At 71.4% G+C, this 21,818-nt stretch carries 21 protein-coding genes and 1 pseudogene; 14 read left to right on the plus strand and 8 right to left on the minus strand.

Going from position 1 to position 21,818, the window contains the following annotated elements; translation table 11 throughout:
* The first annotated feature begins 63 nt into the window (after positions 1–63).
* The 3 genes from NJE57_RS05885 to NJE57_RS05895 all read left to right on the plus strand — a co-directional run bounded on the left by NJE57_RS05885 (position 64) and on the right by NJE57_RS05895 (position 4,805).
* Positions 64–1,944, plus strand: a complete 1,881-nt coding sequence (locus tag NJE57_RS05885) for a penicillin-binding transpeptidase domain-containing protein (protein ID WP_319027468.1) — start codon at positions 64–66, stop codon at positions 1,942–1,944.
* An 18-nt stretch (positions 1,945–1,962) separates the two neighbouring features.
* A complete protein-coding gene (locus NJE57_RS05890; RefSeq protein ID WP_319027469.1) occupies positions 1,963–2,814 on the plus strand; it encodes an SDR family NAD(P)-dependent oxidoreductase in 852 nt (283 codons plus the stop codon).
* Between the two features lie 164 nt (positions 2,815–2,978).
* Complete coding sequence (locus tag NJE57_RS05895) at positions 2,979–4,805, plus strand: acyl-CoA dehydrogenase (protein ID WP_319027470.1); 1,827 nt, start codon at positions 2,979–2,981, stop codon at positions 4,803–4,805.
* A gap of 43 nt (positions 4,806–4,848) precedes the next feature.
* Here the strand turns inward: NJE57_RS05895 and NJE57_RS05900 are convergent, their stop codons facing one another.
* The 3 genes from NJE57_RS05900 to NJE57_RS05910 all read right to left on the minus strand — a co-directional run bounded on the left by NJE57_RS05900 (position 4,849) and on the right by NJE57_RS05910 (position 6,530).
* Complete coding sequence (locus tag NJE57_RS05900; RefSeq protein WP_319027471.1) at positions 4,849–5,307, minus strand: SRPBCC domain-containing protein; 459 nt, start codon at positions 5,305–5,307, stop codon at positions 4,849–4,851.
* Between the two features lie 7 nt (positions 5,308–5,314).
* The gene (locus NJE57_RS05905; protein WP_319027472.1) at positions 5,315–5,692 is read right to left on the minus strand and encodes a metalloregulator ArsR/SmtB family transcription factor; all 378 of its coding nucleotides are present in this window, start codon (positions 5,690–5,692) and stop codon (positions 5,315–5,317) included.
* A 163-nt stretch (positions 5,693–5,855) separates the two neighbouring features.
* Positions 5,856–6,530, minus strand: a complete 675-nt coding sequence (locus NJE57_RS05910; protein WP_319027473.1) for a fasciclin domain-containing protein — start codon at positions 6,528–6,530, stop codon at positions 5,856–5,858.
* A gap of 158 nt (positions 6,531–6,688) precedes the next feature.
* Here NJE57_RS05910 and NJE57_RS05915 point away from each other — a divergent pair, with 158 nt between their 5' ends.
* From NJE57_RS05915 to NJE57_RS05925, 3 genes are all read left to right on the plus strand, one after another.
* On the plus strand, positions 6,689–8,275 hold the full coding sequence (locus NJE57_RS05915) for a molybdopterin-dependent oxidoreductase (protein WP_319027474.1): 1,587 nt from the start codon (positions 6,689–6,691) through the stop codon (positions 8,273–8,275).
* A 77-nt stretch (positions 8,276–8,352) separates the two neighbouring features.
* Positions 8,353–8,934, plus strand: coding sequence for an ECF RNA polymerase sigma factor SigK (sigK, locus tag NJE57_RS05920; protein WP_319027475.1), 582 nt, complete (start codon positions 8,353–8,355; stop codon positions 8,932–8,934).
* Positions 8,931–9,788, plus strand: a complete 858-nt coding sequence (locus tag NJE57_RS05925; protein WP_319027476.1) for an anti-sigma factor — start codon at positions 8,931–8,933, stop codon at positions 9,786–9,788. The genes sigK and NJE57_RS05925 overlap by 4 nt, the downstream gene beginning before the upstream one ends.
* A gap of 44 nt (positions 9,789–9,832) precedes the next feature.
* Here NJE57_RS05925 and NJE57_RS05930 read toward each other — a convergent pair whose 3' ends face one another.
* A complete protein-coding gene (locus NJE57_RS05930; RefSeq protein WP_319027477.1) occupies positions 9,833–11,122 on the minus strand; it encodes a class I SAM-dependent methyltransferase in 1,290 nt (429 codons plus the stop codon).
* A complete protein-coding gene (locus NJE57_RS05935; RefSeq protein WP_319027478.1) occupies positions 11,119–12,609 on the minus strand; it encodes an FAD-binding oxidoreductase in 1,491 nt (496 codons plus the stop codon). The genes NJE57_RS05930 and NJE57_RS05935 overlap by 4 nt, the downstream gene beginning before the upstream one ends.
* 199 nt (positions 12,610–12,808) lie before the next feature.
* Between NJE57_RS05935 and NJE57_RS05940 the strand changes: the two genes are divergently transcribed.
* Entirely contained in the window at positions 12,809–13,366 is a 558-nt protein-coding gene (locus NJE57_RS05940) for a DUF732 domain-containing protein (RefSeq protein ID WP_319027479.1), read from the plus strand.
* A gap of 25 nt (positions 13,367–13,391) precedes the next feature.
* Here NJE57_RS05940 and NJE57_RS05945 read toward each other — a convergent pair whose 3' ends face one another.
* Positions 13,392–14,555: a patatin-like phospholipase family protein gene (locus NJE57_RS05945; protein ID WP_319027480.1), complete on the minus strand. Its 1,164-nt coding sequence runs from the start codon at positions 14,553–14,555 to the stop codon at positions 13,392–13,394.
* A gap of 207 nt (positions 14,556–14,762) precedes the next feature.
* Between NJE57_RS05945 and NJE57_RS05950 the strand changes: the two genes are divergently transcribed.
* Together NJE57_RS05950 and aroD are read left to right on the plus strand one after the other, a co-directional pair.
* Positions 14,763–15,233, plus strand: coding sequence for a DUF4262 domain-containing protein (locus NJE57_RS05950; protein WP_319027481.1), 471 nt, complete (start codon positions 14,763–14,765; stop codon positions 15,231–15,233).
* 37 nt (positions 15,234–15,270) lie between these two features.
* Entirely contained in the window at positions 15,271–16,038 is a 768-nt protein-coding gene (aroD, locus tag NJE57_RS05955) for a type I 3-dehydroquinate dehydratase (RefSeq protein WP_319027482.1), read from the plus strand.
* Here the strand turns inward: aroD and NJE57_RS05960 are convergent.
* Entirely contained in the window at positions 16,035–16,475 is a 441-nt protein-coding gene (locus NJE57_RS05960; protein ID WP_319027483.1) for an SRPBCC family protein, read from the minus strand. The two genes, aroD and NJE57_RS05960, sit on opposite strands and share 4 nt — an antisense overlap.
* Before the next feature lie 48 nt (positions 16,476–16,523).
* Between NJE57_RS05960 and NJE57_RS05965 the strand changes: the two genes are divergently transcribed.
* Both NJE57_RS05965 and NJE57_RS05970 read left to right on the plus strand, forming a co-directional pair.
* Positions 16,524–17,102 (plus strand): DUF1697 domain-containing protein, encoded by a 579-nt coding sequence (locus NJE57_RS05965; protein WP_319027484.1) that lies wholly within the window; start codon positions 16,524–16,526, stop codon positions 17,100–17,102.
* Between the two features lie 346 nt (positions 17,103–17,448).
* Positions 17,449–18,009: a DUF2599 domain-containing protein gene (locus NJE57_RS05970; protein ID WP_319027485.1), complete on the plus strand. Its 561-nt coding sequence runs from the start codon at positions 17,449–17,451 to the stop codon at positions 18,007–18,009.
* A gap of 75 nt (positions 18,010–18,084) precedes the next feature.
* Here NJE57_RS05970 and NJE57_RS05975 read toward each other — a convergent pair whose 3' ends face one another.
* The gene (locus tag NJE57_RS05975) at positions 18,085–19,491 is read right to left on the minus strand and encodes a condensation domain-containing protein (RefSeq protein WP_319027486.1); all 1,407 of its coding nucleotides are present in this window, start codon (positions 19,489–19,491) and stop codon (positions 18,085–18,087) included.
* Between the two features lie 45 nt (positions 19,492–19,536).
* Here NJE57_RS05975 and NJE57_RS05980 point away from each other — a divergent pair, with 45 nt between their 5' ends.
* The 3 genes and pseudogenes from NJE57_RS05980 (at position 19,537) to NJE57_RS05990 (ending at position 21,812) form a co-directional block, all read left to right on the plus strand.
* On the plus strand, positions 19,537–20,340 hold the full coding sequence (locus NJE57_RS05980) for an alpha/beta fold hydrolase (RefSeq protein ID WP_319027487.1): 804 nt from the start codon (positions 19,537–19,539) through the stop codon (positions 20,338–20,340).
* Between the two features lie 77 nt (positions 20,341–20,417).
* Positions 20,418–21,236 (plus strand): annotated as a pseudogene (nadE, locus tag NJE57_RS05985) (ammonia-dependent NAD(+) synthetase); the annotation flags it as partial.
* A 24-nt stretch (positions 21,237–21,260) separates the two neighbouring features.
* Positions 21,261–21,812 carry an isochorismatase family cysteine hydrolase gene (locus tag NJE57_RS05990; protein ID WP_319027533.1) on the plus strand — a complete coding sequence of 184 codons (552 nt, stop codon included), beginning with the start codon at positions 21,261–21,263 and terminating at the stop codon, positions 21,810–21,812.
* Positions 21,813–21,818 lie beyond the last annotated feature (6 nt).

Here is a 21,818-nt window from a genome sequence, read left to right on the forward strand (position 1 = left end):
AACCGGGCGTTCTCGCCGGCGACCCCCGGTGCGGACGGAGCGCGTTTCTGGTTTCGTGGAGAGATGACGCCCACGCCACGCCACCACCGGTATCCCAGCAGAACCCACCGCCGGTACCGGCCCGCTGCCGGCCTCGTCGCGGCGACCCTGGCCGTGGCGTTGGCGGGCGGGGGCTGTGCGGCGCTCACCGGCGACACCGGCGCGGACGAACTCCAGCAGTTCGTGGACGAGATCGCGCGGGGCAACATCGAGGGTGCCGCGGCACTGACGACCGATCCGGCCGCCGCGCAGGAGCTGATCGACGCCAACCGCGGCACACTCGGCGGGAGCATCTCCACGGCGAGCACCACCGGGAGCGACCGACGGCCGGACAAGGACCCCGTCCCGCTCGAGATCACGTGGACCCTGCCGCCCGCCACTCAGCCCCCGGCGGAGGAGAGCCCCCCGCGCACCATCACCACCTCGGGTGAGGCGGCCACGGTCAAGATGGGCGAGGAGTGGAAGGTCGACTGGGCGCCGACCGTCCTCGACACCCGCCTCCAGCCCGGCGGACAGCTGAACTACGTCGAGAACCTGGACTGGGACACCGACATCATGGACCGGACCGGAGCCCCGCTATTCCGGTGGACTCCGGTGACCGGCGTGACGCTGGCGCCGGACGCGATCGGCAGCGCGGACGCCGTCGCGGCCCTGGTGAGCGGGGCCGCCCCGACAATCACCGGACAGAGCATCCGCGATGCCATGTCCGAGGCCGGCGACCAGCCGGTCACGGTGGTCTCCCTGCGCCCCGAGGACGTCGCCCCGATCCGCGAGCAGCTCGCCGCGCTCCCTGGGGTGACGTTGCCCGAGTCGGGACGACTCCTCCAGGTCGACCGCTCGTTGCGCTCGCCGGCACTGATCGGGTTGGAGGGCGCCTGGATCGACGTACTCCGCGAGAACGGCGGCTGGTCGGCGACCATCGACAACCCCGACGCCGAGCCGCTCGAGCTGGGCGGCGCGCCGATGGAGGAGGTCAGCGACCTGGTCAGCACCATCCAGCCGTCGATGCAGCTCGAGGCCCAGCGCGCGGTGGACGGCAGCGGACTGGCGGCCTCGCTCGTCGCGATCCAGCCCTCGACCGGTGGGGTACTGGCCGTCGCCCAGAACTCGGCCGCGGACGCCCAGGGCCCGGTCTCCCTGGAGGGACTGTTCCCCCCGGGGTCGACGTTCAAGGTCGTCACCACGGCCGCCGCACTCGACACCGGCGTGGTGGGTCCGGAGGAGATCGTCCCGTGCCCGGCCTCGATCACCGTCTCGGGGCGCACGATCCCCAACGACGACGACTTCGCCCTGGGCCCGGTGCCCCTGGAGACCGCGTTCGCCCGCTCGTGCAACACCAGCCAGGCCGTGATCAGCGACCGGCTGGCGCCCGAGGCGATGCGCGACACCGCCGCCAGGCTGGGCCTGGGCGTGGACTTCTCCACCCCGGGACTGACCACGATCACCGGACAGGTGCCCGTCACCGAACAGGGCCCGGCCCGCGTCGAGGCCGCGATCGGGCAGGGCGAGGTGCTGGCCAGCCCGTTCGGGATGGCGGTCATGACGGCGTCGCTCGCGAACGGTGGCCGGATGATCGTCCCGCAGGTGATCGACGGGATGCCCGCGGTGCCCAACCAGACGCCCGAACCCCTGCCACAGAGCGTCGTGGACACCCTGCGGCGGTACATGGAGCAGACGGTGCGGTCGGGAACGGCGACGGCCGCGAGCTCGATCCCGGGCCTGGGCGGCAAGACGGGGACGGCCGAGGTGGCGACCGGACCGTCCCACGGGTGGTTCGTCGGCTCCACCGGGGACGTCGCGTTGGCGGTGTTGATCGAGGGTGCCGATTCGTCGGGGCCCGCGGTGGAGATGGCAGCGGACTTCCTGGGCGTCGCGGGGCAGCCCGTCCCACTGGCACGGGGATGAACCGGTAGGTTTCGCGTCATGCGTCTGCCCCGCGTGACCCTGCCCTTCGTGTCCTCCCCCTCCCCTGCCGAGACCAACCGGCGCGTCCTGGTCACCGGCGGCGCCTCGGGCCTCGGCCTGGCCCTGGCCACCGCGTTCCTCGAACGGGGCGACCGCGTGCTCGTCACCGACCTCGCCCCGACCGACGACCGGCCCGCGTCGGTCCCCGAGGACGCCCGGTACCTGCGTCTGGACGTGCGCTCCGAGGACGAGTGGCAGGCGGCACGAGCCGAGGTCGAGCAGATCTGGGGCGGCATCGACGTGCTGGTCAACAACGCCGGCATCGCCCAGGGCGGCCGCATCGAGTACCTCACCGAGGAGGACTGGCGGCTCATCACCGACATCAACCTGCTGGGCGTGGCCCGGGGTTGCCGGACGTTCGTGCCGATGCTCAAGACCCAGGGCCGCGGGCACCTGGTCAACACGGCCTCCCTCGCGGGGCTCGTCCACCCGCCGACCATGGCGTCCTACACGGCGGTCAAGGCGGCGGTGGTGGCGATCTCCGAGAGCCTGCGGTGGGAGCTGGAGCCGTCCGGGATCACCGTCTCCGTGCTGTGCCCGTCGTTCTTCCGGACCAACCTGGCCTCGAGCCTCAACTCCTCCGACCCCGCCGCGAGCGGTTTCGCGAGCAAACTCATCGACCGTTCCGAGCGGGGCGCCGACGAGATCGCCGCCGAGGTGATGGCGGGGCTGGACGCCAAGCAGTTCCTCATCCTCCCCGACCCCGACGCGCGGAAGTCCTACCGCGGCAAGCGGTTCATGCCCGCCGTGTACGCCAGGACCATGCTCGGCATGGGCCAGAAGTTCGCCCGGGCCACCGGCGGGAGCTGACGGTCCCGCGGGGTGCCGGTGTCCGCAGATCGACGAGTGGTCGCAGATGCGGGGATCTGGGGTCGCGTCCTCGACGAATGTGAGCAGTATCGACCACTCGCCGGGGCCCGGCAGCCGTGCACGGCCCGAGTCCACACCAGGCCCGGCCAAGTAGCCTGCGGGGCATGACTGCCTCGCGCCCGCTCCCCTCCACCGTGCTGTCCCGCGCGGACATCGACTTCCTGCTCCACGACTGGCTCGCCGTATCCGAGCTGTGCTCACGGGAGCGGTACGCGGACCACTCGCGCGAGACGATCGACGCCGTCGTGGACCTGTCCGCCGAGCTGGCCGAGAAGTACTTCGCGCCCCACAACCGCAAGGCGGACCTCAACGAGCCGACGCTGGTGGGCGAGGAGGTCGAACTCGTCCCGGAGATCGGTGAGGCGCTGCGCCGCTTCGCCGACGCGGACCTCGTGGGCGCCGCGATGGACGAGCGGGTGGGCGGCATGCAGTTGCCCTACACCGCCTACCTGGCCTGCATGGCGTGGTTCTACGCGGCCAACGTCTCCACCGCCGCCTACCCGCTCCTGACCTCCGCCAACGCCAACCTGCTGATCGAGCACGGCTCGGACGAGCAGATCGAGCGGTACGTCAAGCCGATGGTCGAGGGCCGGTTCACCGGCACCATGTGCCTGTCCGAGCCGCAGGCCGGCTCCAACCTGGCCGATATCACCACCCGGGCCGAGCCGCAGCCGGACGGCACCCACCGACTGTTCGGTCAGAAGATGTGGATCTCCGGCGGCGAGCACCAGATGGCCGAGAACATCGTCCACCTGGTGCTGGCCAAGGTGCCCGGCTCCCCCGCCGGCACCCGGGGCATCAGCCTGTTCGTGGTACCCAAGTTCCTCGTCGAGGAGGACGGCAAGCTCGGGGAGCGCAACGACATCGTGATCACCGGCCTCAACCACAAGATGGGGTTCCGGGGGACGGTCAACACCATGCCCACCCTCGGCCAGGGCATGCACACCCCGGGCGGGCGGCCCGGCGCCGTCGGCTACCTGGTGGGCGAGGAGAACACCGGGCTCAAGAAGATGTTCACCATGATGAACGAGGCGCGCCTGGGCGTGGGACTGGGCGCCACGGCGCTCGGGTACACCGGTTACCTCAAGTCACTGGACTATGCGCGTAACCGGCCGCAGGGCCGGCCGGTCGGTACCGACCCGTCCTCACCCCAGGTCATGCTGACGGGGCACGCGGACGTGCGGCGGATGTTGCTGGCCCAGAAGTCGTACGTGGAGGGCGCGCTGGCGCTCGGTCTGTACTGCGCGAGGCTCGTCGACGACGAGAAAACCGGTTCCCCGGAGGAGTCCGCCGCCGCCACGACGCTCCTGGACGTCCTCACCCCCATCGCCAAGTCGTGGCCGTCGCAGTGGTGCCTCAAGGCCAACGAGCTGGCGGTGCAGGTGCTCGGCGGGGCCGGCTACACCATCGACTACGACGTCGAGCAGCACTATCGCGACAACCGCCTCAACCCGATCCACGAGGGCACCCACGGGATCCAGGCCCAGGACCTGTTGGGCCGCAAGGTCCTGGCCCGGGGCGGTGCCGGGCTGGCCGCGCTCAGCGAGACCGTCGCCGCCACCTGCGATCGGGCGGAGGCGGCCGGCGGCCCGGCCGAGTCGTTCGCGGCGCTGCTGCGACCGCGGGTGGCGCGCCTGATCGAGGTAACCACCGCACTCGCGGGGGTCGGGGCCTCCGACCCCGAGGCGTTCCTCGCCGACGCCACCGAGTATCTCGAGGCCGCCGGACACATCGTGATCGCCTGGATCTGGCTGGAGCAGGTTCTGGCGCTGGGTGGTCGTGCCGACGACGACTCGGACGCGTTCGCCGCCGGCAAGCTGCGGGCCGCGACGTACTTCCTGCAGCGTGAACTCCCCGTCGTCGACGCGAAGTTCGACCTGCTGGCCGCGGGCGACCGCACCACCCTGGACATGCGCGACGACTGGTTCTGACGGCCTTCCCGGCAGGCGACCCGGCCGCCTGCCGGGAACGGCGTCAGCGGGCGGCAGTCGCCGCGAGGACGCCGTCCAACTCCTCGAACGCCTCGGTCCAGCCGTCGTGGACGCTGTGCTCGGAGCCCCGGTCGTCGGCGTGACGAGCCATGTGGAAGGTCATCAGGGTGCGCCCCTCGCCGGCGTCGGCGAGGTCGACCGTGATGACCGGGACGTCGTCCCCGCGCTCGTCGCCGGGGCTGCCCCAGGTGAACCGGAGCCGGTCGGGTTCGCGGACCTCGAGGTACTCGCCCGCGGTCGGCCACTCGCCGCCGGTCGGGTCGATCATGAGGTAGGCGTAGCTCCCGCCCTCACGGAGGTCGATCGAGACGCTGTCCGCGGGGGTCGTGACCTCGTGCGGGTGCCACCAGCGGGCGGCCAGGGTCGGATCCGTCCACGCGCGCCAGAGGGTCTCGCGCGGGGCGTCGAATGTGCGGGTGATGGTGAATTCTGCGACAGACATGATGTCGTCACTCCTTCGATCGAGGTGTGCTTCCTCTATCCGTGGGGTCGGCGTGCCCGGGCCGGATGTCGGTGAGCACGTCGTCGAGTCGGTCGAAGTTCTGCTGCCACAGCGCGCGGTTGCGCTCGACCCAGTCCGTGGCGGCGTCCAGCGGTTCCGGTCGGAGCGTGCACACGCGCCACTGGGCGCGTGTGCTGCGTTCGACGAGACCGGCGGCCTCCAACATCCTGAGGTGTTGCGAGATGGCGGGTGCACTGATGTCGAAGGGTTCCGACACCTCGCCCACTGTGGCCGGCCCGGTGCTGAGCCGCTCGAGGATCCCGCGACGAGTGGGATCGGCGAGCGCCTGGAACACCCGGGACAGCGGATCACCAGCCTGCTTCACTTCACTGTTTCCTTAATTAGGCGATAGCTTAATCAACCACACGGGAGCGGGCATGTCAACGCTTCCGGGTGCGGAAATGACGAGGGCCCGGAAATGCCGAGGGCCCGGTCCGACGCTCTCGCGTCGGGCCGGGCCCCGGATCATGCTCCGTCGTGATCAGGGATCACATCGGGGGCATCAGCACCTCGTCCACCAGGTACACGGTGGCGTTGGCGGTCTGCACGCCGCCACAGACGACGTTCGCGCCGTTGACCATCAGCTCGTCGCCCGAGCCGGTGACCTCGACGTCCTCGCCCTGGAGGGTCGTCTGCATGCCGGTGATCTCGTCGGGCGAGATCTGGCCCTCGACCACGTGGTAGGTCAGGACGGTGGTCAGCAGATCGGCGTCGGTGCCGAGCTGGTCCATCGTGGCCTGATCGACCTGGGCGAACGCGTCGTCCACCGGGGCGAAGACCGTGTACTCACCGTTGTTGAGCGTGTCGACCAGGTCGACGTCCGGGTTCACCTCGCCCGACACGGCGGCCGTGAGCGTGGTGAGCAGCGGGTTGTTGGAGGCTGCGGTGGCGACCGGCTCCTCGGCCATGCCGTCGACCGAGCCCGGCCCCTCCGGGTTGGCCTCGGCGTAGTCCGCACAACCGGCACCGACCAACATGGTGTCGGCGCCCTCGTCCATGGCGGTGGTCTCGGAGGTCATCATCTCCGAGGTCATGGGAGCAGACGTGGTGCCCTCGGCCTCGGTGGACGTGCTGTCGTCGTTCGCACAGCCGGCGAGGACGAGGCCGCTCACCGCGGCAGCCGCCGCGATCGATGCCATACGGCGGGAGATCGTAGTGCTCATTGTGTTGGTCCTTTCAACAGAGCCTTGCGTGCTGGGTCACAGGTTCTTCGGCACTGCTGCCAGACCGGATGGGTGGGCACCGGAGATTTCCTGCGCGCCGTCCGAGAGGGCCTGCGCTCCGAATCCTTGATGTGGACACAACACAGCCCAGACCCCGCGTGACGGCCCGGATCTCCGCGGGGCTCCTCTCGACCGGCGTCGCCCTCGCGGTCGGTCACGCGATCGCGGGACTGATCGCCCCCGGCTCCTCGCCGTTCCTCGCGGTGGCCGACTCGGTGGTCGACCGTGCTCCGTCGGCCGTGCGCGAGGCGACCATCGACGCGCTCGGCACCGCGGACAAACCCGCGCTGCTGATCAGTCTCGCCGTGATCCTCGCGATCCTCGGGGTGGTCGTCGGTCTCGTCGAGCGTCCGCGCCGACCCGTGGGTTCCCTCGTCATCGCGGCCCTGGGTGCCGTGGGAACGCTCGCGGCGGTGACCCGTCCGACCGCCGGGCCCCTGTGGGCACTGCCGACGATCGTGGGCACGGTGCTCGCCGTGGTGGCCCTCCGGCTGATGATCGGCGCGCTGTACCCCGCTCAGCGGTCCGGAGGTGGTGACGCCGAGGCCGTTCCCGGTTCCGACGCCGGTGATCGCCCGGACGAGGTGACACCCGCCGCGCACACGGAACCCGATCGTCGGCGCTTCCTGATCCTGGCCGGCTCAGCCGTGGCCGTGATCGCAGCGGCGGGCGCGACAGGGGCCGCCCTCACCCGCCGCGCGGCCGACGCGCTCGCCGAACGTTCGGGGCTCCGGCTGCCGCGTGTCCTGAGCCGCAACGCGGCCGCACCGGTGCCCGCCGGAGTGGTGCCCGACGTCCCCGGGGTCACGCCGTTCCTCACGAGCAACCGGGACTTCTACCGCATCGACACCGCGCTGCGGGTGCCCGCCCTGACCACGGCGGACTGGCGACTGCGGATCCACGGGATGGTGGAGAGGGAGATCGAGCTGGACTGGGAGTCGCTGACGAGCAGGGAGTTCCTGGACCGCATCGTGACCCTGACCTGCGTGTCCAACGAGGTCGGGGGCGACCTGGCCGGAAACGCGACCTGGACCGGCTTCCCGATCGCCGAGCTGCTCGCCGAAGCCGGCCCGCTGCCCGAGGCCGACATGCTGCTGTCGACCTCCGTCGACGGATGGACGGCGGGCACCCCGCTCGACGCCCTGACGGACGGTCGCGACGCACTGTTGGCGGTGGGGATGAACGGCGAACCGCTGCCCCTCGAGCACGGATACCCGGTCCGCCAGGTCGTGCCCGGCCTGTACGGCTACGTCTCCGCCACCAAGTGGGTGGTGGACTGGGAGGTCACCCGCTTCGACCAGGCCAGCGCCTACTGGACCGACCGGGGTTGGGGCGAGAAGGGGCCGATCCGGACCGCGAGCCGCATCGACAGGCCCGCGCCACTCGCGCAGCTGGCGCCCGGACCCGTCGTGGTGGCGGGGACGGCGTGGGCCCAGCAGCGGGGCATCGACCGCGTGGAGGTACAGGTCGACGACGGGCCGTGGAACGACGCCACGCTCGCCACCGAGTACTCCATCGACACCTGGCGCATGTGGTCCTGGACCTGGGACGCCGAGCCCGGCCTGCACACGCTGTCCGTCCGGGCCACCGATTCCACGGGTGAGGTGCAGACGGAGATGCGGCAGGCCCCGATCCCCACCGGCGCCACCGGCTGGCACAACCGCACATTCCGGGTGTCGGAGTGATGACCGTCGTCGACACGCCCCGCCCCACCGCCCGCCCGTTCCCGGCCATCCACCCGGTCCGCACTAGACTGTCCATCGTGTCCGAGCCCATCGCCCCGTCGCTGGCCGATCCGGGGCGCCTGCTCGAGCTCTCCGCGGCCGGCGATCTCGAGGCCTTCGCCCGTTTCTACGACCTCATGGCGCCCCGCGTCCACGGTCTCGCGCTCCGGATCCTGCGCGACCCCGGGTACGCGGAGGAGACCGTCCAGGAGGTGTTCCTCCAGGTCTGGAAGCAGGCATCCGGGTACAGCCCGAAGCTCGGATCGGTCCATTCCTGGGTGCTGACCATCGCCCACCGGCGTGCGGTGGACCGGGTCCGGTCAGAGAGTTCCGCGGCCCGCCGTGACGAGGCGGACGCGGCAGCCGGGATCGCGCACACAGGGGATGTCGCCGAGCAGGTGACCGACCAGATCTCCCGGGACGAGAACGCCGCCGACGTCCGGCGGTGTCTGGGGGAGCTGACCGACAACCAGCGCGAGTCCATCGAGATGGCGTACTTCTCGGGACTGACCTACCGGGAGGTCGCCGACCGACTGGAGGCCGCACTGCCCACGGTCAAGTCCCGGATCCGCGACGGCCTGCGCCGTCTCAAGAGCTGCCTGGGAGGTGAGCTGGCATGACCGTTCGACACCATGATCATCGGGAGTCCCCCGACACGGTTCATCCCGGGGATCTCGACCTCTACGCGCTGGACGCGCTGCCCGAACAGGAGGCGGACGCGGTCGAGCAGGCGCTGGTCGCCGCGCCCGCCGAGCAGCGGGTATCGATGCTCGCGCACATCAGGTCCACCCGGGAGATCGCGGCCGACCTGGTCGCGGACGCCGATCTGGACGTCCCGCCTCCGCCCGAACTCCGCGCCCGGGTGCTCGATCACGCGGCCGCGGACAACAGGGCCGGCACGTCCGCGGACCCGGACTCCGGCGACTCCCGTGACTCCGGGGGCGCCGCCGTGGTCGACCTGAACCGGATGCGTGAGCGCCGACGGCCCCGGGGGTGGACGTTCGTCGCCACCGCGGCGGCGGCCGTGGTGCTGGTGGCCGCCGGTGTGACCATCGGGAGACTCACTGACGGCGCCGGGACGGAGGACAACGTGCCCGTCGCGGCCCCGCCCTCGGCGTCGATGCCGGACGAGGTCACGTCCCTGCTCACGGCTCCAGATCTCGAGGTGGCCCGCGGTCAGGTGGGCGACAGCGGTAGTGCGACGGTGCTCGCGTCCATGTCGGCCGACATGGCGGTCATCACCATGTCGGGGATCCCGGAGCCCGCCGAGGGCCGGGCCTACCAGCTGTGGCTCATGGGCCCGGATCACGACCCGATCCCGGCGGGGACGATGGAGTCGGGCGAGGTGGGCCCGTCGCCCTCCGCCGAGCTCAACGGCATCCGCGACTCCGCCCAGATCGGCATCACCGAGGAGCCCGCGGGTGGCTCCCCCGCGCCGACGGGCGAGGTCATGCTGGCGATCGACCTGGCCTGAGACCGGGAGGACGGCGGCGCCCGTCCGATGTCAGCGCCGCCGCCTCAGGCCGTCCACCACTGCCGTAGCGGCACGTCCCAGGTCATGGCGTCGTCCAGGCGGACGGCGAGGATCTGGTGGAGCTGGATCTTGTTGTGCTCGAAGCCGTACTGGCACGAGCCCATGTAGAGCCCCCACAACTTGGCCATGGGCTCGCCGACCTCCTCGACGGCGCAGTCCCAGTGCTCGACCAGGTTGGCGCACCAGTCGCGGAGCGTGAACGCGTAGTGCTGGCGCAGGTTCTCCTCGTGGACCACCTCGAACCCGGCGTTCTCGGCCTCCAGGTGCACTGTCCCGGCTCCGGCCAGCTCACCGTCCGGGAAGATGTACCGGTCGATGAACGACCCCGCCTTGGTGGTCCGCGAGTTGTCGGGCCGGGTGATGCAGTGGTTGAGCAGCCGCCCGCCCGGCCTGAGGTACCCGTGCAGGCGCGAGAAGTAGCCGTGGTAGTTCCTGCGCCCGATGTGCTCGGTGATGCCTATCGAGCTGACCGCGTCGAAGTCCCGCTCGGGGACGTCGCGGTAGTCCATCAGCCGGACCTCGGCCAGGTCACCCAGCCCCTCGGCCTCGATCGCGGCCCGTCCCCACTCGACCTGCTCGCGCGACAGCGTCACACCGATCGCCCGGACCCCCCGGGCGGCCGCGTACCGCACCATCCCGCCCCATCCGCAGCCCACGTCGAGCAACCGGTCACCGGCCTTGAGCCCGAGCTTGTCGAACACCAGCCGGTACTTGTTCTCCTGCGCCTCCTCCAGGGAGACCTGTGCCTCGGGGTAGCAGGCGCAGGTGTAGGTCATGGACGGTCCGAGGATCCACTCGTAGAAGCGGTTGGACACGTCGTAGTGGTAGCTCACCACCTCCGCGTCGCGCTTCTTGGAGTGCCTCCGCATCCCGTGCAACACCCGCTGCCACGGCGGGGGGACCTCCTGCGCGGGGACCGGAGGGACCGTGAAGTTGGACAGTCCGATCGAGCGGGCGATGCGCGCCATCGTCCGTACATCCGGTGTGCGCGTCATGGTCTTGCGGAAGACCTCGAGTGCACCGAACACGTCATGGGGGGCGCCGGGGTGGACGCCCTCGACCTCGAGCTCGCCCGAGAGGTACGCCCTCGCCAGCCCGAGGTCGCCAGGGGCGGTGACGAAGTACTGCAGCGCCTTCTCACTCTTCAGCCGTAGCACCAGGTGACTGTCCTCCGGGCCGACGGAGGACCCGTCGTAGGCCTCGATCCGCAGCGGAGGTTCCCCCGTCGCGAAGGCCTCGATGATCTCCCCGATCGTCATGGTCCGCGTCGTCATCGTGCACCCACCGCCTTGTCGTAGAGGGTCGCCAGTCGTCCGTCGGGGTCGAACTCCGATTTGAGCAGGGCCGCGTGAACTCCTCCGTACAGCTGGGAGAACTCCTCGCGGGAATAGAACACCTCCGAATACAGCGACTTGTGCCCGCCGAGTCGTGAGACCTCCTCCTCGATGCGACGGTTCCACTCGCACTCAGAAGTGCCCGGTTCGATCGGCGCGGAGGACCAGAACCCGATGTTGACGTAGGTGGTGTCCGGCGCCAGCGGGTACAGCGGCCACGGCCGGTCCGAACCCGGCCCGTCCCCCAGCGGCGGCGCCGGGGTGCGTTCCCGCAGCCGCAGCGGGCACACCCACAACGGTTCGATCGGCACCTCTCGCAGGAACCACTCCAGGAACTCGGCGGTGTGGTCGATTGTCACCTCGACGTCCTGCACCACCCGCTCGCGGGGCCCCTCGCCCTTGAGCGCACCGATCTTGTTGCCGAGATCGTAGCGGTGGTCGAGGGCGATGATCTTCCAGTATGCCGACGATCTCAACAGGTGTTGCGGCCACAGTTTCCGGATCCCGGGGTTCTGCACCCCGAAGGCCCGCGAACACCAGAACCAGTCGGTGTCCCACCGCCACAGGTAGTCGCGGATGGTCAGCCGGTCGCGCCTGACCGAGCCAGCGGGACGGCCGTGCTGGATCGAGCGGTAGAAGACGGCCTGTTTGTCGCGCACCCCGGTGTAGTCCGAGACGGGTCCGGGCTCGTCGGTCCGCCGACCCAGACAGAGGTAGGACTCGCCCGCCGAGAACACGACCCCGTCCAGGAAGTCGACCTCCTCGTCGTCGTACCCCCCCTCCGCACCGATCCGCTCCAGCGCCGCGGTGAGCGCGGCGATCGAGTCGAACCGCACGTGCCGCAACTCGACGTAGCGCTTCACCGGCTCGAGGGCGATCCGCACCCGCACGGCATATCCCAGCGAGCCGTACGAGTTGGGGAAGCCGCGAAACAGGGCCAGCTCACGCGCGGTACCGTCCGGGCGGGCGGTGACGATCTCACCCGTACCGGTGAGTACGTCCATCTCCAGCACCGACTCGTGCGGTAGTCCCAGCCGGAACGAGCTGGACTCGATCCCGAGACCCGTGACGGCGCCGCCGAGGGTGATGGTCTTGAGCTGCGGCACCACATACGGCATCAGCCCGTACGGCAGGGTGGCGTCGACCAGGTCCTCGTACGTGCACATGCCCTGAACGTCGGCGGTGCGGGCGTCCGGATCCACGGAGACCACGCGCGTCAGGCCGGTGGTGTCGAGACCGGGCGACGACGACGAGGCGCGCGGCCTGAAGAGGTTGGACGTCTTCTTGGCCAACCGGACGGGCTCGCCGGCAGGGACCCGCCGGAAGCTCTCGACCAGCTGCCGCACACCCTCGGCGTGCTGTACCGGACCCACGACGAGTGCAGTGCTGCGGTGTGCGGCTTGGCTGCGGCTTGCGGCTTGTCCCATGCGCCCCACCCTAGTGACGCCCCGGACCCGCCGGGGTCGATCCCCGAGGGACCCACCCCGGCTGTGATTGCGGTCTCGATCGGGTCTCGATTGCGACTCCGTCATGCCGGGTCGGCCGAACGGCCCCGGCCCGCGCCGTCGTGTGACGTAGCCTACCCCGGACACAGACCCGAGAGACCCGACCCGAGGAGGGCCCGACATGGCCGCACGACCACACCGAGCCACCCGCGCCACCGGCCACGTCACCCGACCCGGCCGCCGGCGCGCCGTCGCCACAGCATCCGGATTCGCCGCGCTCGCGCTGGTCCTGGGGGCGTGCGGCGAGGAGGGCACGGCGGAGGACGCCGTCGGAGACGCCACCAGCGCGGTGGGGTCCGCAGCAACCGAAGCCACCAGCGCGGTGGGGTCCGTGGCCGCCGACGCCACCTCCGCGGTCGGCGACGAGGCCGCCCAGGACGACGAGTCGGGTGGGAACGGGGACGACGCCCGGAACCCCGACGAGCAGTTCCTCAGCGAGATCAGGACCGTGGGAGTGGACGCGCCGGACGAGCAGGACTACCTCACCCGGGGTCGCGACGCGTGCGCCTCGCTCGACGGCGACATGGGATACACAGACGTGATCGGCCAGTACAACGACGCCCACTCCGACGCTCCCGTGACGGAGGCACCGGTGGTGCTGGCGGCCGCGGTCAGGGCGTTCTGCCCCCAGCACCTCCCCCTGGTCGGGCAGGACGAGGGCGGGAACCAGGGCGGCTAGGCCCGGCCGGGCGCGGGGCGGGGTGTCACAACCCCTCCCTGTCCAGCGCCTCCGCGGTGAGCCGGCGACCGAGCTCGATCATCTCCTCGGCCCGGTGGAAGTCGAACGCGGAGCACGAGTCGGAGGGCACCTCCACGAGCACGTCGGGGCGGTTCCCGGCCATCCGGTAACCGGTGAGGATGCTCTGCATCGCCTCGATCGACTGGGAGACCACGTCGAAGATGCGCAGGGTGCCCGGGAGGCTCTCGAGGCTCCGCTCATCCCCCTGGCCCTCGGCCCGGACCTCCCGTTCGCCCTCCTCGACCGCCTCCTCGACCTCCGGCGACGGTTGCCGGGACCCGGTGGGGGTCGAGGCGTCGCCGGATGCCGGATCGTTCCCGGCCGGGTCGAGTCGGCCCGGATCCAGGTCGTCCGGGTCCGGTCCGGCCGGGTCCGCCCCGGTGGAATCCTGCCCGAAACGGGCCGCGACGAGCCGGACCAGATCGGCGTCACGGACGTCCGCCGCCGCGGTCCGGATGCGGCCGGAGAGCCGTGCCGCGGTCGCCGCGGTCACCGTGCCGCCCTTCTTCGAGATCTTCGGATCGGCCACAGCCGAGGGCTCCTCCGGGTCCGAGCTCTCCTGGAACGTCGACCCGCGGATCCCCGCCCGCCGCCCCGTGAGCGACACGGCCAGGACCAGATCGCTGTCCACGGAGGCGAGCGGTTCGAGCGGGACCGGGTTGGTCACCCCGCCGTCGATCATCAGTCGACCGCCCACGATGGCCGGCGTGACGATGCTGGGGATCGCGAACGACGCACGCACCGCGATGTCCGCCGGTCCCCCGGTGAACCACACCTCCCGGCGCGCCCGGAGATCGGTCGCCACCGCGGTGTAGGGGATCGCCAGATCCTCGATCCGCACGTCGTCGAGCATCGCGCCGATGACACCCATGATCTTGTTGGCGCGGATCGCTCCCCCGCCGGCGAAGGACACGTCGAGCAACCGCAGGACGTCCCGCTGGGCCAGTCCCCGCACCCATTTCTCGAAGTCGTCCAGCCGACCGGCCGCGAGAAGCGACCCGACCACCGCGCCCATCGACGCCCCGGACACCCCGACCACCTCGTGACCGCGCGCCTCGAGTTCACGGATGACCCCGATGTGCGCGTACCCGCGCGCCCCACCGGAGCCCAGTGCCAACGCGACCCTCATCCGGTCCTCCTCACACCTCGTCCGGTGACCGCACCGGTGCGGCTGCACCGGCGCCGTCCCGGCAGCGAATTCGACTCCAGTGTGCACCGAGGCGCACCCGCGCGGTGCTCGTCATCCCCGGACCGCGGTCCGGGTGTCGTAGTCGCGATCTACCTTCGGGAGCGTATCGAGCGCCTGTTCGATACCAGCGACCACCCAGGAGTTCCCATGACCCACACCGTCATCCCGTTCCGTCCCACCCCCGCCGTGGACCCCGACATGGCGCGTGTCGCCACCACCATCGAGCGGCACGGTCTGCACCTGGTCCACGTGGGCGAGGGCTGCAGCTGCGAGGACTGCCGGGCCGACCCCCTGCCACCGGACCAGCGATTCGGGTACACGATCGGGCTCACCGACCTGGGGCGCCCGGAGCTGCTGGTCCGCGGCCTGGGAGCCCGGGAGACGGCCGGGGTGCTCAACCGCTGGGGCGATTCCGTCCTGGCCGGGCAGGAGTTCGAGGCCGGCCACCTGCTGTGCGAGGGTCCCGGCGGGCCCACGTGGGAGCTCGTGGCAGTCCGTCGCCCCTCGAGGACCCTGCGGTGGGCGGCCCGCTACTACCGCACGTCCGGGAGCGGGGGCCTGTCCGCCCTGGAGTTGATCCCCGCACGACGGCCGTGCCCGTGTGGCGCGTGCTGCTGAGGACCCTGCACGGGCGGGCTCGTCGTAGGGTCTAACCATGACCCGCCCTCGGCTCACCCTTGATGCGAGTTCGCCGTCGATCATCGTTCCGCTCACGGGACGCGACCTCGTCGAGCTCGAGGGGCAGATCGACGCGCTGCACGCCGCAGCCGAACTGTTCGACGTCGTGGAATGGCGTGTCGACCTCTTCGAGCCGTTCACCGCCGGGGTCCGGGGCGAGCCCTCCCCGGCGGTGGGGGCCCTCGAGAGGATATCGGAGCTGCTGCCCGGCCGGCCGATCCTGGCCACGTTCCGTACCCGTGCCGAAGGCGGAGGTGCGCAGATCCCGCCGGAGGCCTACGTCGCGCTGGTCGAGGCGCTCGCGTCGACGGGTCTGGCGGCGGCGATCGACGTGGAGTACCGGCACCCGCTCGCCGGGGACGCGATCGCGGCCGTGCACGGCCGCGGTATCCCGGTGGTGGCGTCCAACCACGACTTCGACTCGACCCCGTCGGCCGAGGAGCTGACGGGGCGACTGGCCGCCATGGAGGACGCGGGGGCGGACGTGGCCAAGATCGCGGTGACACCGCGGTCCGCGGCCGACGTGGTGACACTGTTGACCGCCACCGAGCAGCGCTTCCGGGTCGCCGCGATCCCGTTGATCACCATGTCGATGGGCGGCCTGGGGGCCGTCACGCGGCTCGGCGGTGGCGTCTTCGGCTCCGCCGCCACGTTCGCCACGGTCGGCGCGGCCTCCGCACCCGGCCAGTTGCCCGCCGAGGGGGTCCGGCGCGCCCTGGACCTACTCGGTGGGAAGAACGGTTAGCCGTATCTGCGCAGGACCTCGTCCCGCAGACCCGAGGTGGCCACATCCGCGATGTGCTTCTGGGCCTTCTTGACCACCGGGCCCGGCAGTTTGATCTTCAGATCCACCTCGAGGTCGAAGACGACCTCGGTGGTGCCGTCGCCCTTGTCGGTGAGCACGTACCGGGCGTTCTGGATCTTCTGCGAACCGCTCTCGACGAGGCTCCAGCTCACCTCTCCGTCGTACCACTCGTACCGCACCACCATCTCGTCGGTGACGCCGTACTGGGACACCTGCTCCCACACCAGGATCGGCCATCCCTCCGCGTCGGCCTCCCTCACCTCGACCGCGCGGTGAGCGCTCGACCAGTCGACGAGGGAGTCGACGTCGGCCAGCACCTCCATGATCTCCGGGACGCCGGCCTCGATCGTGGTGGTCGACTGCACTGAGACTGCCATGGCGGGAAAGTTACCCTCGCGAGGTCGCTACCGGAGGAGGATCAGGGCATGAGTTCGGGATCGTCGGGCCGCCCATCGTCGGACCCCCTCTCCGGGAGCCTCCGGAAGGTCGCACTGCTGCGCGGGATCAACGTGGGCAGGAGCCCACGGATCAGCATGGACGACCTGAGGGCGTGCACCGAGGCCGCGGGCGGGACGGCGGTGACGACCGTCCTGGCCACCGGCAACGTCCTGCTCACCGACCCCAGACCCGTGACCGATCTCCGCGCCGCTCTCGAGGCCGCGTACGCGCAGCGCTTCGACTACCGGGCGGTGGTCCAGGTCGTCACCCTCGACTCGCTGGCGGAGACGGTGACCGCCTATCCGTTCGACACGCTGGAGGACCACCACGACTACGTGGTGTTCTCCGACGACCCGGAGGTGACGGACCGGGTGCTACGGGAGATGCACACGGCGGTGGCCGGGACGGAGGCGGTGGCCACAGGTCCGCTCGGTGTGTACTGGCGGGTCCCGAGGGGCTCGACCCTCTCCTCCGACGCGGCGAAGGTACTCGACTCCCGGGAGAACAAGCGCCACCTCACCACCAGGAACCTCAGGACACTGGCCAGGATCCTCGCCGCGGGGTGACGCGTGGAATGCGGCCGGGGGCCGTGGTCGCCAGACGCCTACACGGGTGACACGTCAGGTGCAGGTGGGGAGTCAGGGACCCTCGACGGAGGCGCCGAGGGTGTCCACGAACGCCGCGAGGGGCGCGAAGACCGCCGGGAAGATCCCGTCCCAGAGGTTCTGCAGCTGGGTGAAGTCGAAGAAGGGCATCAGTCAGGCTCCTTGCGCGGGGGCGGCGTGCGGGCTCTCCGCGAACGCCGTGATTCCCCGGACAACAGGATCGCGCCAGGGGCGCCGGTCGCGCAACCCCGCCCACCGCGCGTCCCGGAACGGATCCGGGATCGGTGATCGTGGCAGACTGCCACCGATGCGCCCTGGTCCCACCCGATCGCTCGCCGCCGCCGCGGCACTACTCGCGGCAGCGGTCGCGGCCGGCTGCTCCGACGAGCGACCCGATCCGTCGGCGGGGACTCCCGCGCGGGAGACCGCCTCGTCGTCGTCGCGCGTCGTGGCACCCCCGCCTGCCGCCTCATCGTCGTCCGCACGCCCGACGGCCACTCCACCCTCCACTCCAGCCACTCCAGCCACTCCACCGCCCACGCCCACGCCCACGGCCGCCCGGGTCCCGCTCATCTCCTCGGCCACCTGGGCGGACTCGGACTACGGGGTCACGCTGAAGGTCGCGCCCACCCGGGCGGGACGGGGGGCCGGGGGCGCCCTCGACTCGGCCGCCGCGTGGCAGGAGGTGCTGCGACTCGCCCCCGACGCCGGCACTCCCGGCATGTGGGAGCAGTTCGACTGCCACTGGACGTGGGCGCGGATCCTCGAACCGGACAAGCCCACGTGGAACCTCGAACCGTGGCGTCCGGTGGTGGCGGACGAGCAGATGCTGGCCGAGGGCTGTAATCCGGGAGGGCCGGAGGTGTGACCGGACGGACCGCGGCGCCGGTTCCGTGAGGCGGGGCGGGGCGGGGCGGGGCGGGGCGACCGACCGGGATCGGGTTCACGCACGGACGATGGCCCGACGTGGCGTGGTCGCAGGCCGATCTCGGTCCGGATCCCGCGGCCCCGCCCCTCCTCCCCGCTCCCGCGGCCCCGTCCCGTTGACCGACCGCCGGACCAGGCCCGCGCACAACTCGTCCAGCCACCCACCCACCGAGTGCCGGGCCCCGGCCGTGTCCGGGTAGCGACAGCGCACGTGCAGGCCGGAGCTGTTGACCACGAACCACACCATGACCCCGTCGGTGCGGATCGCCGCGGACACGTGCTGCGGGTCCAGGCTCATGTCCACGTCGATCGGCAGTCGGCGGTGGTCGAGCCAGGAGATGGCGAACATCCCGGGGGTGTGCGGCATCCCGCCGTGCGGCTCGAGGATCGGGCCCAGGGAATGGGAGCCCAGTTCGACGGCGTCGCGCACCGCCACCGCGCAGGCCATCGGGTCCGGGTCGGTGCACTCGATCACGGAGTTGGTGATGAACCAGCCCACGGAGTCGTGCCACCGCTCGTGGTGGCGTGAGTGCACGGGGAGCACCGCCCGCAGACCCACCCCGCCGCGTCGACGGAACACCGACGTCATCTCCGCCATCGCCAGCGCGATCATCCGCACGCCGCCGGCCGCCGCCTCGCGTTCGAGGGCGGCCAGTCCGTCCGGGTCCAGCACCTCGCGCACCTCCACCACCTCCTCCCTCGGCGTCGAGATGTCGCCCAGGTCGAGCGGGAAGACCGGCATACCGCCGCCCGCGAGGATCGACGCCCACCTGTCGTGCACGCGTCGCGGGGCGGGTGGACGCTGCGCCAACTCCCGGGTGTGTTCGGCGAACGCCGCCACCGGGGTAAGGCAGGTGCCCGGTTCGAGGCCGCAGGCGAGATCGTCCAGGCACGAGCAGAAGTCCCGCAGCAGGACGAGCAACGACCACGCGTCCACGTGCGAGTGGTCCAGTCCGATCACCACCACCGGTCGTGCATCTCGGTCCTCGGGCTCCACCAGGCAGAGCGCGTGGGACGGTGTCGCGAACGGGCAGCAGGCCTCGTCGAAGACCCGTCGCAGCACCGCGCGGGGGTCCTCACCCTGTTCTGCTGTCGCCTCCCGCCAGCCGAGCGGGTGCACGGTGACGGGGCGCACCCTCAGCTCGTCGTCGTCATCCTTCCCACCCCCCTCGAGCACCGTCCGCAGGGTCCCGTGCCGGGCGACGACGGCGAGCCACGCCCGCGCCACCCGGTCACGGTCGGCGGGGAAGGGCAGGGCGAACGCCACCGCCATCCACGAACCGGCGCGGGGGCCGAGGGAGGCGTGGCGGGCCTGGTCGAAGGACGGCGGCGTGTCCTCGCCCTGAACTGGGGTGATGTGTGTCGCAAACCGGTGCACGACGCCGGCCGGGAGCGACATCCGCGTTACGGTGGTGAGCCTCATGGACCGCACGGTAGGAGCGGCGTGTTACGGGGAAAGGCGCGGATTGTGACGACGACGAGACGGCCGCACACCCTGGCCGGCGGGAACGGGAACGCACTGGCGCATGACCTCAGGGGCGGCGGCCTCCCGGTGGTTCAGCTGCACGGACTGTCGTCGAGCCGGCACCGCGACGAGGTGTTCGGGCTGGATCTCACGGCCGGTCGCGACGGTCTGCAGGTGCTGCGCTACGACGCGCGCGGACACGGCGAGTCGCCGGGGTCCGCCGACCCCGCGGACTACACGTGGCCGGCGCTGGCCGGCGACCTGCTGGTGATGCTCGACGAGGTGTTCCCGGGCCGCCGCGTGCACGGGGTGGGCCAGTCGATGGGGGCGGCCACCCTGCTCACCGCCGCCGTGGCGGAGCCGGACCGGTTCGCCTCGCTCACACTGGGTATCCCGCCGACGGCCTGGCAGTGGCGGCGAGAGCAGTCCGCGCTGTACGACCTGGCCGCGCGGCAGGTCGAACGCTGGGGCGGGGCCCGCTGGGCCGAGGCGACCCGGCAGCCGCCCACCTCCCCGGCGATCGATCCCGACCGCCCGTTCACCGCACCCGATGTGGCGGACGAGTGGCTGCCCGCGGCGTTCCGCGGCGCCGCCGGCACCGACCTGCCGACTCGGGAGGAGGTGGCGGGGGTGTCGGTGCCCGTTCTGCTGTTGGCCTGGCCGGACGACGCGTCGCACCCGCTGGCCGTCGCCGAGCACCTGCTGGACCTGCTGCCGGACGCCCGACTCGAGGTGGCCAGGACCCCCGCCGAGGTGGCCGGGTGGCCGCGCGTGGTGGGCGGGTTCGTGCGGGGAGTCGGCGGCTGACGGTCCGAGCTCCCGGTGACGGGCGGGCACAACCCTTCCGGTGGCACCCCCGCGGACCCGCGCAGCACACTGGGGCCATGCGCGAGACACAACGGAAGATCATCGACGCCCTGGGCGTCCGGCCCGAGATCGATGCCGCCGCCGAGGTGGAGCGCCGGGTGCGGTTCCTGACCGACTACCTGGCCGCCAGTGGCGCGAAGGGCTTCGTCCTGGGGATCTCCGGCGGGGTGGACTCCACCCTGGCGGGGCGTCTGGCCCAGCTGGCGGTGGAGAGGGTCCGCTCGGGTGGCGGCGAGGCGACCTTCGTGGGGATGCGCCTGCCCCACCGGGTGCAGCACGACGAGCACGATGCCGCCGCGGCCGTGGACTTCGTGGCGGCGGACGAGATCCTGTCGGTCGACGTCGCCCCCGGCGTGGACGCGCTCAACGGGGAGATCCGCCAGGCCACCGGCGCGGAACTCACCGACTTCACCAAGGGCAACACCAAGGCCCGCCACCGCATGGTCGCGCAGTACGCCGTGGCCGGTGACCGCGGCCTGCTGGTGATCGGTGCCGACCACGCGGCGGAGAACGTCACCGGGTTCTTCACCAAGTTCGGCGACGGCGCCGCCGACGTCCTGCCACTGTCAGGCCTGGACAAACGCCAGGTCCGCGCCCTCCTGCGGCACCTCGAGGCGCCGCAGCAGTTGTGGGACAAGGCGCCGACCGCCGACCTGCTCGACGAGGCGGAGGGCCAGACCGACGAGGAAGAGCTGGGGATCAGCTACGACGCCATCGACGACTACCTCGAGGGGCGCGAGGTCGCCGAGGAGGCCGCCCGGCTGATCGAGGAGGCGTGGCACCGCAACCGCCACAAGCGCACCACCCCTGTCGAGGTGGCCGACTCGTGGTGGCGGCCGGGCGCGAGGACGGCGCTGGTGGTGATCGACATGCAGAACTCCTACTTCGAGTTCCCCGAGTTGGCGCAGGTCCGGGACGAACTGGTCGGCTCGGTCAACGAGCTCATCCACGCCGCGCACGAATCGGGCCGCCCGGTGGTGCTGGTGCGGACCGAGCACGCCCGCGACGGCTCCACCTGGACCCTCAACATGTGTGAGGACGGTCAGGGTTTCGCGTTCCCCGGCACCGACCAGTCCCGGTTCCTCGACGGCCTGGCCACCGGCGATCACGTGGAGGTGGTCAAGACCCGCGACAGCGCGTTCTTCCGGACCGACCTGGCCGCGGAGCTGCACCGACTCGGCGCGACCCACATGCTCGTGTGCGGGGTCTCGACGCACAGCTGTGTGTCCCAGACCGCCATCGACGGGTTCGCGGCGGACTTCCACGTGGCGGTGGCCCGCGGAGCCGTGTCCTCGGACAACTCCGAGCTGTCCGAGGCGCTGTTGGAGTTCCTCCGGGACCAGATGCGGCAGCCGCTACTGGACCAGCCCCAGAGCGTGGATCTGCTGCGTACCGGCCGCTGGCCGGCCTGAGCAGCG

It is taken from the genome of Dietzia sp. PP-33 (assembly GCF_033790845.1).
Classification (GTDB): domain Bacteria; phylum Actinomycetota; class Actinomycetes; order Mycobacteriales; family Mycobacteriaceae; genus Dietzia.